The 12,174-nt window shown below is 58.6% G+C and carries 11 protein-coding genes and 1 pseudogene; 6 read left to right on the top strand and 6 right to left on the bottom strand.

The window, feature by feature from the left end; translation table 11 throughout:
* Window positions 1–38: 38 nt before the first annotated feature.
* Both ABDX87_RS24070 and ABDX87_RS24065 read left to right on the top strand, forming a co-directional pair.
* Window positions 39–671, top strand: a complete 633-nt coding sequence (locus tag ABDX87_RS24070; protein ID WP_346830129.1) for a TetR/AcrR family transcriptional regulator — start codon at window positions 39–41, stop codon at window positions 669–671.
* Window positions 672–904: 233 nt separating this feature from the next.
* Window positions 905–1,228, top strand: coding sequence for an IclR family transcriptional regulator domain-containing protein (locus ABDX87_RS24065; RefSeq protein WP_346830128.1), 324 nt, complete (start codon window positions 905–907; stop codon window positions 1,226–1,228).
* Window positions 1,229–1,606: 378 nt separating this feature from the next.
* Here ABDX87_RS24065 and ABDX87_RS24060 read toward each other — a convergent pair whose 3' ends face one another.
* On the bottom strand, window positions 1,607–2,353 hold the full coding sequence (locus ABDX87_RS24060) for a substrate-binding domain-containing protein (RefSeq protein ID WP_346830127.1): 747 nt from the start codon (window positions 2,351–2,353) through the stop codon (window positions 1,607–1,609).
* Window positions 2,354–2,552: 199 nt separating this feature from the next.
* Here ABDX87_RS24060 and ABDX87_RS24055 point away from each other — a divergent pair, with 199 nt between their 5' ends.
* The 3 genes from ABDX87_RS24055 to ABDX87_RS24045 all read left to right on the top strand — a co-directional run bounded on the left by ABDX87_RS24055 (window position 2,553) and on the right by ABDX87_RS24045 (window position 5,881).
* A complete protein-coding gene (locus ABDX87_RS24055; RefSeq protein ID WP_346830126.1) occupies window positions 2,553–3,230 on the top strand; it encodes a response regulator transcription factor in 678 nt (225 codons plus the stop codon).
* Window positions 3,208–4,608 carry a sensor histidine kinase gene (locus ABDX87_RS24050; protein WP_346830125.1) on the top strand — a complete coding sequence of 467 codons (1,401 nt, stop codon included), beginning with the start codon at window positions 3,208–3,210 and terminating at the stop codon, window positions 4,606–4,608. Before ABDX87_RS24055 ends, ABDX87_RS24050 begins: the two co-directional genes overlap by 23 nt.
* Window positions 4,609–4,687: 79 nt before the next feature.
* Window positions 4,688–5,881, top strand: coding sequence for a D-alanyl-D-alanine carboxypeptidase family protein (locus tag ABDX87_RS24045; protein WP_431061274.1), 1,194 nt, complete (start codon window positions 4,688–4,690; stop codon window positions 5,879–5,881).
* A gap of 305 nt (window positions 5,882–6,186) precedes the next feature.
* Here ABDX87_RS24045 and ABDX87_RS24040 read toward each other — a convergent pair.
* Window positions 6,187–6,424, bottom strand: a pseudogene (locus tag ABDX87_RS24040) (TRAP transporter large permease subunit); the annotation flags it as partial.
* Between the two features lie 80 nt (window positions 6,425–6,504).
* Complete coding sequence (locus tag ABDX87_RS24035) at window positions 6,505–7,782, bottom strand: DUF2254 domain-containing protein (RefSeq protein ID WP_346830123.1); 1,278 nt, start codon at window positions 7,780–7,782, stop codon at window positions 6,505–6,507.
* 179 nt (window positions 7,783–7,961) lie between these two features.
* Between ABDX87_RS24035 and nhaA the strand changes: the two genes are divergently transcribed.
* Window positions 7,962–9,305, top strand: a complete 1,344-nt coding sequence (gene nhaA / locus ABDX87_RS24030; protein ID WP_346830122.1) for a Na+/H+ antiporter NhaA — start codon at window positions 7,962–7,964, stop codon at window positions 9,303–9,305.
* Window positions 9,306–9,358: 53 nt separating this feature from the next.
* Here the strand turns inward: nhaA and ABDX87_RS24025 are convergent, their stop codons facing one another.
* The 3 genes from ABDX87_RS24025 to ABDX87_RS24015 are packed head-to-tail and all read right to left on the bottom strand — an operon-like array spanning window position 9,359 to window position 12,173.
* Window positions 9,359–10,414: an aromatic ring-hydroxylating dioxygenase subunit alpha gene (locus tag ABDX87_RS24025; protein ID WP_346830121.1), complete on the bottom strand. Its 1,056-nt coding sequence runs from the start codon at window positions 10,412–10,414 to the stop codon at window positions 9,359–9,361.
* On the bottom strand, window positions 10,411–11,211 hold the full coding sequence (locus ABDX87_RS24020; protein ID WP_346830120.1) for a cyclase family protein: 801 nt from the start codon (window positions 11,209–11,211) through the stop codon (window positions 10,411–10,413). The genes ABDX87_RS24025 and ABDX87_RS24020 overlap by 4 nt, the downstream gene beginning before the upstream one ends.
* The gene (locus tag ABDX87_RS24015; protein WP_346830119.1) at window positions 11,208–12,173 is read right to left on the bottom strand and encodes an NAD-dependent epimerase/dehydratase family protein; all 966 of its coding nucleotides are present in this window, start codon (window positions 12,171–12,173) and stop codon (window positions 11,208–11,210) included. The genes ABDX87_RS24020 and ABDX87_RS24015 overlap by 4 nt, the downstream gene beginning before the upstream one ends.
* Between the last annotated feature and the right edge of the window lies 1 nt (window position 12,174).

Raw genomic sequence — 12,174 nt, 5'->3', positions numbered from 1 at the left:
AATCGCCTTCTTGCGCAACCTACCCAGTCATCAGGCCTATGCGAAGCGAATCCGAACCCGTCATCCTTCCGACCTCCGGTCAACGCGGCCCAGCCGAGCATGACCGTCGAGTACAAATCATCAACGTGGCCGAGGCACTGTTTCGTGAGGCCGGCTACCGCAAGACGTCCGTCGCCGACCTCAGCAAAGCCATGGGCATTTCCACCGCGTATATCTATCGTTTCTTCAAATCCAAGCAGGCCATCGGCGAAGCCATCTGCGCGCACACCTTGGAGAAGCTGGACACGCAGCTGCAAGAGATCGTCGACATGGACCTGTCGCCGACACGCCGATTCCGGTTGTTCATGCGCACCGCGTTGAAACTGAGCTACGACCTGTTCGTCATTGAGAGCGCAGTCAACGAGGTGGTGGTCGCCGCAATCGAGGGTGGGTGGTGTACCGCCGCCGGGCACAAGGCGCAGATCTACTCAATGCTTGAGCGCATTCTCGAAGATGGCCGTCAGGCCGGTGAGTTCGAGAAGAAGTCCCCGCTCGATGAAGTGGCTGACGGACTGGCAGAAGTCATCATGCCGTACACCAATCCCAGATGCCTGGAGCAACGGACCTGGGAAGAGCTGGAACGGGGCATGAACGCAACCACCAACCTGGTGCTGCGCAGCCTCGCCCCGTGAATTAATCGCGGGGGCGTGGCGGGATTCAATCCGACAGATGCGGTGTGCCTGACACAACGCCATACCTGAATCACTGCAACTGCCCGGCAGCTCGCAAGCCGTGCTCTCATGACCTCGGCAGAATCAAAGGCTGAGCGTCAGCCCGCCACGGCGCTCATGCAAGTCCCCCTACCGTCTCAAGCGTGCAGTGCACGGAAAGCCTGCGTCACCTACCCAGCGGCGCCGCGCTTCACATGCACCCTCCTACAACCCAAAAAGTATATCGAGTCATCCGACTGATCGGTCCGCAGCTCAAACCGTTGACCAGCCACACACCCACGCTGAACCAGTTGCTGGCCCAGTTGAAACTGATCCGCAAGGAAGGCTTCGCTTATGATTTTGACGAGCACACACCCGGCGTGGGCGCTGTGGCAGTGGGGCTGGAAACGCCTCAAGGAAGTTATGCCATCGATGTGGTCGGTCCCGTCTGGCGCTTGCAAGCCGCTATGGAAAGTATCAAGAAGGCCTTGCTGACCTGCCAGGATGGCTTGAACAAGGCATTGCGTGGCGTCAGTTGACGCTGCCCGGCCGATGTTGCTCACGGTCTGCCGCTCATGCGGCGCTTCCAACAGGCAGCAATTCCTCGGCCCGGTGGCCCTGTCTGGATGGATCGGTAAGGACAGGCGCTACGGCATCTACAGCGTGTTGCCCTGGCCCCCGCGATTTGATACGAATCACTGCAACCAAGCCACGTCGAAGAAGCCGTGGAGTCTGGCGCTCAAGTGTATTCGGCAAGCGTGGCGAAGTCTGAGCGAGGTACTGCATCGGCAAACAGTCATTACCCGATGATTGCTAAAAAGCATTCCATGACTACGGTGATGGCGAACTTTGAGGTGCCGCAGGCGACTTTGTAGCGCCAGGCTGCTCTTGCATCTGGAACCGTCACGGCGAATCGTTTAGAAGGGTTTCAGCCCGCTCGCCTGTATCGCTGCCCGTCCCTGTGAAGACTTCATGTAGTCGAGCAACGCGTCGGCTTGCAGAGGATGGGGGCTGTTATTCATTACTGCGCCTGAATACAAGACCATCTGCTGCACGTTGTCGGGGATCAACCCCACAATATCAATGCCGGGTGCCGCTTTGAGTTCACTCAACTGCTGAAACCCCAACTGAACATCACCGCGAGCCACAGCATTGCCGACGGGCTCGGCGGAGATGGCCCTGCTTTTAAGCACAAAATTCTGATCAAGCTCCATCCGCGGGAACAGCCAATGGGAAAGGTACATGCCCGTGGGACTGTTGGCGTACGCGACAGACTCGGCGTTCATCAGCGCCTCGCGCAAGTCATCAACGGTATCAATACTGGGCTTCTGAGCGCCGTCCCTTACCGCCATGGCGATCAGTGACTGCCCGAGATCAACACGGGTGGCCGGATCTACGCGCCGCTGGGCGACCAATCTGTCCATGGACGCCCTGTCGGTCAGCACCAGGTCAAACGCTTCGGGACTGGGTTCTTGCTCAACAGTATCTACCAGCGTTAAGCCAGCGGGTGGCGCCTTGACGATGTCCAGGTGGATTGCGCGACCTTTTTCGTAGTCCGGAGCGATGGCCTGAGCCGCACTGATGAAACCGCTGGAGCAGAGCAACCTCAGTGTCACTGGACGATCTGCGGGCTTATCGGCGGCGTGACTCAGGCTGGCGTTCAAAAAAATGCAGGTCAGTAAAAGTGGTCTGAAGCACGGGTGCATGGCAGGCAATTCCTCGTCCGGAAAGCCTCCACGCTAAAGCAGCGTTCGCCCTCCCCCGTGTTAACCCGCGTTAAGAAAAATTTACTTTAACGGACAAACGTACCGGCTCACCTTGCACCTGCCGTTAGAATGTCCGCCCCCAACTCTGGAGTTCAGAATGAATCGTGCGTTAGTCATCGAGGACGACGAAGTCACCGCACACGCCATCATGACCGAGCTTGACGCCCATGGCTTTCAAGCTCAGTGGGCGGACAACGGACGTGACGGTCTCGCGTTGGCCATCGCAGGAGGCCATGACGTCATTACCCTGGATCGCATGCTGCCCGATTTTGACGGACTGACGATCGTCAGCACGCTGCGCCAATTGTCCATTCAGACCCCGGTGCTGATGATCAGCGCCCTGTCGGACGTGGACGAACGGGTTCGAGGTCTGCGCTCGGGTGGCGACGACTACCTGACCAAACCGTTCTCGATGATCGAAATGATTGCGCGCCTTGAGGTGCTGCTTCGTGACCCTGCGCCCGGCGAAACGGAACATTGCCTGCGCTTCGGCGGGCTGCAGATGAACCTGATTGCCCAATCGGTGACGCTTGAAGGTCAGGCAATCGCGCTGCTTCCCACCGAATTCAAACTGTTGACCTACCTGATGCGCAACGCCGGGCAACTGGTCACGCGCACCATGCTGTTCCAGGAGGTCTGGGGTTATCACTTCGATCCCGGCACCAACATCATCGAGGTCCATCTCGCGCGCTTGCGTAAAAAAATAGAAGGACCGGGCGCGCCCGCCATCCAGACGATTCGTGGTTCAGGCTATGTCCTCGTCGACAAAGACTGAACGCTGGCGGTCAAGCGGAAGCCGTCTGATCGGTCTGTATGCATTGTTTTTCGTGGCCTGGGGTGCCGTTTTCACCGGTGTACTGTACTGGGAGATCACGCGCTACCTGGGCACCGTGGCCGAGCGAACGCTGATGCAACGCGCGCATTACTATCAAAAAGTGAGCGATGCGGCGCTGGTGGCCGAGTTGGCCGGGAGCGAGGTCTATTCCACGCCGGGAATCGACGCCTACGGGTTGTTCGAAGCCAATGGCGCGCACCTGACCGGTGACCTGCTCAAATTACGCTCCAACCTCCCCGACGATGGTCAGGTGCATTATCTGGAGCGCGGTTTAAGCATTGCGTTGCCCAATGAAGAAACCCGCAGCAGTTATGCGCTGCGGCTTGATCGCGCTGATGGGAGGATCCTGATCCTCGCACGCGACGGAGGCTCGATCTCCGCCGTGGGAGGCATTATTGGGCAGGCGTTGTTCTGGGGGTTGTCGCTGACGCTGGTCCCGGGGCTGATCGGCTGGCGCCTGTTGCGAAGACGCCCCATCAGGCGCGTGGAGCGGTTGCAGCGCAGCACGGAGCGCATCGTTTCGGGCAACCTGCGTGAGCGGCTGCCGCTCTCAGCCCGCCGCGATGAACTCGACATGCTAGCCAACGCGGTCAACACCATGCTCGAACACATCGAGCAACTGATGCTGGAAGTCAAAGGTGTGTGTGACGGCATTGCTCATGACCTGCGAACCCCACTGACCAGACTGAGAGCCCGCCTGTATCAACTGCAAAAACTGCCGCTGCAGCAGGTCCATGTCGATACGCTGAACCTGGCACTGGAGGAAAGCGAATCGATCATGTCGCGCTTTCAAGGCCTGCTTCGGATTTCTGAGCTGGAGGACACCCGACGGCGCTCGGCCTTTGAAGCCTTTCAGCCTGAGCGGCTGTTACAGCAGGCCCATGAGTTTTATGAACCGCTTGCCCATGAGAAACACCAGCAATTGATCCTGCAGACGCCTGATGACTGTCCATTGCTGCAGGGGGATACCGCTCTGCTGTTCGAGGCGCTGGTGAACCTGATGGACAACGCGATCAAGTTCACTCAACCGGGAGGCCACATCTGCCTGCGCTGCGTGCGAAAGGAGCACAGCCTGAATATCGAAGTGCTGGACAACGGCCCAGGCATCCCGCGCGAGGAACGCAACAGCGTGACCCGACGTCTCTACCGCGGCGACCAGTCCCGGCAGCAACCGGGCAACGGACTCGGTTTGTCGCTGGTGGCTGCGATTGCGCGACTCCATGGGTTTGGACTGAAAATCGAAGCAGGCGTCGATGGACGCGGTACCCGGGTGACACTCGAATGCCCTCTGCATAATGCACGGCACGGCGCTTCTTAAACTTTTCTTAACCGTGCTTAATTGGTCGCTGTTTTTGCGCTGATCTAGGTTGTCGCACCTCGCTTCCAACCAAGGCTTTCTGTTCGTGAAACACCTGACCCCACGGCTCGTCCTGACTCTTGCGTTGACTCACTGGCCGACAGTGTTCGCCGCTCCCGTACCCTCAGGTCCCATGACGCCTTCGGCGCCTCAGCTTCACGCAAAATCCTGGGTGCTGATGGATGCTGGCACCGGGGACGTGATCACCAGCCATGATGCAAATGAACACCTGCCCCCTGCCAGCCTGACCAAATTGATGACGGTTTACGTCGCGACCAACGAGATCCAGGGCGGCCGGTTGCGTTCCGACGATGAAGTCACCATCAGTGAAAACGCATGGCACACCGAGGGGTCACGCATGTTCCTCGATCCGCGAAGCAAGGTGGCCGTCCATGACCTGTTGCGCGGGATCGTCATCGACTCGGGCAATGACGCCAGCGTCGCACTCGCCGAGCACATCGCCGGCGATGAAAACAGTTTCGCCGGGTTGATGAACGCCACAGCAAAGCGGCTGGGGCTCGACGACACGCACTTCCTGAACCCGACCGGCCTGCCCGCCCCCGATCATTATTCTTCAGCGCTGGACATGGCGAAGCTTGCTCGGGCGATCATCAACGACGAGTCCGCTTATTACCCGCTGTATAAACAAAAGCACTTCACTTGGAACGGGATACGCCAACCCAATCGCAATCTGCTGTTGTGGCGGGATGAGTCCGTGGACGGGCTGAAAACCGGACATACCGAGGCAGCGGGCTACTGCATGGTCACCTCTGCCCTGCGCGACGGCCATCGATTGATCACGGCAGTATTTGGCTCCACCTCGATGAAAAATCGAGCCAATGACGCTGAAAAACTGCTGAGCTACGGCTTTCGCTTCTTCGACACCCAGACGTATGTGAAGGCGGCTCAGGTCCTGTCCAACCCGATGCTCTGGAAAGGTGAAGACCGAACGCTGCCCGTAGGGTCGCTGGATGATATCGCCCTGACCCTGCCAAAAGATCTGAATCGCAAGGTCGATGTTCGCGTCAACATCGACCACCCTCTCGTCGCCCCCATTGCCATGGGCACCGTGGTTGGCAGCCTTGATTTGTACGACGGCGACAAGAAACTGGTGACGAGGCCACTGATTGCGCTGGAAGAAGCGCCTGCGGGCGGCTGGTGGAAGCGTACCTGGGACAGCCTGCGGTTGTTCTTTCTGAACATGTTCGCAACAGAGGACGCCACCGGAGCATGACGCTCCGCCACCGTTCCCAGGCGGCAATGAACCTCCCTGGCCGGTACATTTTTTCTGCGCGCTGTGACCAGAGCCTGAAAACAGCGAATTAACTTCCGGGCGTGGTCGCCAATGTTTATCCGTCTGGATATCAAGGTCCACGCGCCAACAGCCCGGGAGGGAGCCACTCGGCTCTCCGAATCATCGCTTTTTCAGGTCCATCGCCACCCTCAGGGATGGACATGAAGCCTGACGTAATCCATTTCTCGTACATCGGCTGTGGCATCTGTTGCAAAGGAAGACTTATACCGCTCACGCTGGATGAGCAGGGCAATACGCACCGCCCACAGGCTGATCTTGAATCCGGTTTCCTTCGCGATCAGTCCCGCCGCCAAACAGGCCAGCGAGACAGGCGGCGTCGGGTCGGCGAGGATGCGAAATAGAACACGAACAGGTGCGAACGATGATCGGCACGCCCAGTTCAAGCAGCACGGGCGCGGCGATGGAGCGGGTGATGATGGAGTTGGGAATGGTCGAGATGCCCATTCCCAGTACCAGGCAGGATGCAGCAAGTTGACAGCCAATCTGTGAGGTGATGTTTCCCAAACCACCGTTAAAGAGCGATGTGACCGGACCGCAATGCGCTAGCGGGGCATCGTGCGAGCCAGCGAAAGGAGCTGATCCTTCTCATGTTGCAGTAGCAATGTGGCGTCCGCACGGACAAGTAGAAGATCCGCGTGCTTGATGCAGGCCTGTCGAAACAGCTCGGGGTTTATCTGAGAAAGACTGATAAGCGCCTTGAGAAGTCGAATATTGACATCCAGCAAACCTGCACCGTCTCTGCTGATCGGCGAAAAGAAATCATCGAACAGATCCTCGACCGTAAGGCCTCGCAAATAGACTAAGTCACAGCCTGGATCATGCTCCGGAGTTGAACGCTGCGGCCTGCCCCAGCAGGTCAATGTCCGGACGCCCCGCCCTATCACATCAATCGCCGTGCCCGGGTCGTTTACGGCTGGAGACAATGCGCGGGATGCAATTTCCGAGAGCACAGAGAGCCCAAACCGGGGATCGTGCTCAAACGTCCTCCTGACGTCTATCGTCAGCGCCGCCAGGACCTTGTCTGCGGCCACGCTACCTTCAGCAATGCTCTCCCCGCTTACCGCAACGATATGGACCAAAGGCATCCCCACATGAACAAAACTCCCGGGAAGTATCTCCAGATAGAGCCGGACAGAGTGCTCCTTGGCGATAAGCCCTAACGCCTTTACATCGATATGCTGGACATACCCGGTTTGATCGCTGGACAAGGTTCGTGAAGAGGTGGGAAGCACAAGATCAGGCGGATAAGCGACGCCGCCTAGATAGGGCCACTGAACTCGCTGGTTAATGGCTTCGATCACAGCGTTTTCTACACGGTCAATGGTTTCGCCTACCCTACCGAGCTTTGAAAGGTGGTCGATCCATCGCAGCAAGGTGTAAACAATGAGGATTACGACCGCTATCGTCACCGCAAACAAAAGGACTCGGCCTTGGGTTCCGTAGGCGCCTGTACTTAACGCAATGATGCCGACCAGACTGAACAGAAATGAGCCGATGAACGTAGCCAGCGCATTTTGCGTAGTAGTGTCCTGCATCACGAGAGTCGTCGCACGGGGCGTCACCCCGCTGCTGGCAGCACTGTACGCGCCGACCATGGTGCTCAAAGAAAACGTGGTGACCGCCAGCATGCTCGATGCAATGATCCCTAAAATCTTGTCCACCGCATCAGCGCCGATGCGCGCAGACAGGGATTCGGGGATGAAGTCCTTGAAGACCACCGCAACCAATGCCGTGGCAACCCCAAGCAGTGAAAACAGGGACGCTCTGAACCACAGCCGTTTGGTCAGTTGACTCGTGATCCAACGCCAACGCGCAGTCATGTGAATTACCTTCAGTGGTTACGGCTGATTGAGTGATTGATGGGGCAGAAGTTTCATTGCGCGATGGAGATGGCAGTTTGCATCTTCCCTGCTGGCTACCTATCATCGCGGTGGGTGCGCTGCTGCATAAAGCACAGGGCAGGTTAAAGTTTAAACGTTGGTCGGGCCGCCAACGGAGAATGCTTGTGCCCCACACAAAACCGGCGTCCACTGCTATTCCCCGTCCTCAGGTTCTCACCGAACGTGCGCTGTCAGCACTGGAACGCTTCTCGCACATCGAAGCCGTCAGTGGCATCGTTCTTTTACTGGCTGCGATGACTGCCCTGATCTGGGCGAACAGTCCGGTTGCCGAATCTTACGAGCATTTCTGGAACACCCAGCTGACAGTAGGGCTCGGTGATTTCACGCTGTCACGTTCTCTGCACTTTCTGGTTAACGACGGATTGATGACCATTTTCTTCCTCGTCGTCGGGGCGGAAATACGTCAGGAGATCAGAGACGGCGCGCTGGCCAACATGAAGCTCGCCACTCTGCCGCTTGGCGCCGCGTTGGGCGGCGTGATGATGCCAGCCCTCATTTACACGCTGCTTAACCATGGCACTGAAGCCAGTACCGGGTGGGCTGTCCCGACGGCTACCGACATTGCGTTCGCGGTGGGCGTACTCGCCTTGCTGGGGAAGTCGATTCCAGCAGGTGTGCGAATTCTGCTGCTGGCGCTGGCAATCATTGATGACATCGTCGCGATTCTTATCATCGCAGTGTTCTACACGGCCAGTCTGGACTACCTGGGTCTGGTGGTTGCTGCTGCTGGACTGTTGCTAGTGTTGTTGTTCCAAAGAATGGGCATCGGTAAGGCCTACGCCTACCTGTTACCCGGCGCAATTGTCTGGTTTGGCTTGTTGAAAACGGGCGTGCACCCGACGCTGGCAGGCGTCATTCTGGGCCTCATGGCGCCCGTCAATTCCAAGCCAGCCCAAGAGCGCCCACTGGACACCATCGGGCGAACTTTGCATGAACTGATGGACCGTTTTTCTCAAGCCAGAGACAACCCGCAGGCCGTTGCCAAACCGTTGAAACAGCTACGTCACGCTGAACGCGAGGTACTGCCGCCGGTACAACGCATCCAGGTCGGCCTTCACCCTTGGGTGGCGTATGGCGTCATGCCGCTGTTTGCATTGGCCAATGCGGGGGTAAGCCTTGCAGGTGCCAACCTGAACGATGCGGTGTCGCACAGCGTCTTCCTGGGCGTGATCCTGGCACTGGTGCTCGGCAAGCCGCTGGGCGTGATGCTGGCCAGCTGGGCGCTGGTCAAACTCAATATCTGCGAACTGCCGGATGGCGTGACCTGGAAAGGCGTCACTCTGGTGGGGTTGTTGGCAGGCATCGGATTCACCATGTCCATCTTTATCGCTTCGCTCGCCTTTTCGGACCTGGCCCTGCTGTCCTCCGCCAAACTCAGCGTGCTTGCGGCGTCCTCGGTCGCTGCCGTTATAGGGTTGATCTGGGGGAAGCTGAAGTTCTGATCAGTGATCGCCCGGCGCAACAGCAGCGCTTTCAGACACACTGTGCAGCATGATCAGCTTTCCTCCACCCTTTCCATCGCCACAAGCCGCTCCAGAATCCGGCGGGACTGCACCCCGCCGGAATCGATGTTGAGTTTCAGCAATGACCTGTCCGGATGAGCCAGAATATTGCGCTGTTGCTGCTCGAGCATCTCGAGGTCTTCTGAAAATATCTTCGCCTGGCCGTCCCTGATTGCTTTTGTCAGGCCTTCATCGCGCGTGTTGAAATTTCGGGCCATTCCCCAGAAATACCAGATCGAGGTTTCGGTCTCCGGCGTCATGAAGTCCACCACGATGCTGGAGACTTTGTGCTGCGGATCTGAGTGATAGCCGCCCTTTCCCGCATGGGCGACGCCCACTTCTATCAGGACATGGCTGGGAGGGTTAAACCGGCAAATCTGCCAACGATCCACCAGAACATCATCGGCCATGTGGTTTCCTCTCAGGGCCATACGCCAGAAAGGGGGTGGCGTAATGTTCTCCATGTAGCGCGCGGTCACCACTTCGTCACCCTCGACTTTGGTGATAGGCACTGCCTCGTCAATTTCCTTCTGGCCAATGCTTGAGGCATGCACATAGGTTTCGTGAGTGAGGTCCATCAGGTTGTCGATCATGAGTCGATAATCGCAGCGGATGTGGAACATTCCACCGGCATACGTCCACTCCTCGCTTTCCGCCCATGCCTGGTGCCTGATCAATGCAGGATCAGCAGCCTGCTGATCGCCTGGCCACACCCAGACAAAACCATAACGCTCGACCACCGCATAACGTTTGTTGCAAGGAAAGCCCCCGACCCGTTGCCCCGGCATCTCGATCGTTTTGCCGTCAGCCCCCATCGTCAGGCCATGGTAGCCGCAGACCAGCTTTCCATTTTTGACCGAACCCAGTGACAGCGGCGCGCCGCGATGAGGGCAAAAATCCTCCACGGCGGCGACCCCATTGTCGACGCCACGGTAGAAGACGATCTTTTCTCCGCATACCTGCCGCCCGAGCGGCTTTTCAGCGATTTCGTCAGGTGTACACGCGACATACCAGGCATTTTTCGGAAACGTGGCGCTGCTCCGAGTCATGGCGACACCACCCACTCGTCGAATATCGCCACCGCCCGGACGAACCCGGCCGACGCATGCTTGATCTTGTAGGGGAAACAGGACACCTGAAAGCCATGGGCCGGTAGCTGTTCGAGGTTGGCCAGTTTTTCCATCTGCCCATAACCAATGTCCCGGCCCGCTTTGTGCCCCTCCCAGATAATCGCGGCATCACCGGTCTGGGCAAAACGCTCACGGGTGTACTTGAACGGCGCGTCCCAACTCCAGGCGTCTGTCCCGACCACGCGAACCCCGCGCTCCAGCAAATACATCGTTGCTTCACGCCCCATTCCCACGCCTGCATCCAGATAGCCTGGTTGACCGAACAACGCGCCGGCTCGGGTGTTGATGAGCACGATGTCCAGCGGTTGAAGGTTGTGACCGATGCGGGCCAGTTCTTCCTCGATCTCGCGCGCAGTGACGATGTGCCCGTCAGGCAAGTGACGAAAATCAAGCTTCACGCCGGGCTGCAGGCACCACTCCAGCGGCAGCTCATCGATCCCCCACGCAGGATGACCGCCGTCCGTGGTCGACGCGTAGTGCCAGGGCGCATCCATGTGTGTTCCGCTGTGCGTGGTGATCTGCAGACGCTCCGCCGCCCAGGACTCATTGCCGGGCATTTGATCCAGACGCAGCCCCGGGAACATCGCGGCCATTTCAGGCCATCCCTGTTGATGGTCCATGTACTCGATTTTTGGCAGCAGCGGTGGCGGATCGGTGTAGGGGTTGTTCTCGAGGGTGACGGACAGGTCGACCAGGCGGCGCTTTGTAGTGCTCACAGAGATTTCCTCACGGCAGTCAGGTTAAGGGCATTGCGGATCAGCGCGCTGGCGCTGCCATCATGGCTAAAGCCAGCAGCACGAGCCCGTGGCGCCTTTAGCGCAGGCATCGCGCCAAACAAGGCCTGAAGGTGTGCATCGGGTTCGAACGTGATACGTCCCCGCCCCGCTTCTCCAAACCGGCCGGCCAGTGCATCAATGACTTGCAGGATGGAAAGACGAAGCACGGGCAGCTGCCAGACCCGCTCGGTATCGAACGACAGCGACGGCAGTTCTGCGGCATGAATCAGGTTGCTGACGCAGCAGTGAGCGGACATCCACCAGGCGGTGGCTTGCGGACTGACCGGGCAGGTGTAGGCCTCTCCTGCGGCGTAAGCCTGCAAAAGGTCACTCATGAACGCGGAGCGCAGTCCATTGGGTTGCCTGGGGCGCGCAACGATGCCGGGCAATCGCAACGCGCGACCATCGACCTCGCCACGCCGTGCCAGATCGCGAAGCGCAGTCTCGATCATCAACTTGTGCGTTCCGTAGGACATCTGAGGCCGGGTCGATGCATCCTCGCCCATGCGGTCGGGCAAATGAGCGCCGTACACCGCGACGCTGCTTGCATACACCAGCACCGGCGGCCGGGGCTGACGGCGCAGTTGGTCCAGCAGCTCAAGGCTTGCCATCAGGTTGACCTGGTAGCCCACGTCGTAGTCCTGCTCCGCCGCGCCGCCCGGCAGACTCACCAGATGGAATACGACGTCGACACCGTCCGCCAAGACCCGTCGGATCAGGGCGGCATCGGTCACGCTGCCTTTGTGCAAACGAATCCGCGGATCTGACGCAAAGCCCTCGAGTTGGGCATCGAGCAGCAGAAGCGTGTCGATCGCCCTACCCTTAATCGCACCTCGCGTCAGCAACTGCAGCGTCAGGTGCCGACCGACAAAACCATTGGCGCCGGTTATCAATACACGCATG

Source organism: Pseudomonas abietaniphila (assembly GCF_039697315.1).
In the GTDB taxonomy this organism is placed as follows: domain Bacteria; phylum Pseudomonadota; class Gammaproteobacteria; order Pseudomonadales; family Pseudomonadaceae; genus Aquipseudomonas; species Aquipseudomonas abietaniphila_B.
The sequence above is the reverse complement of the archived record's forward strand: the minus strand, read 5'-3'. Positions and strand labels throughout refer to the sequence as shown.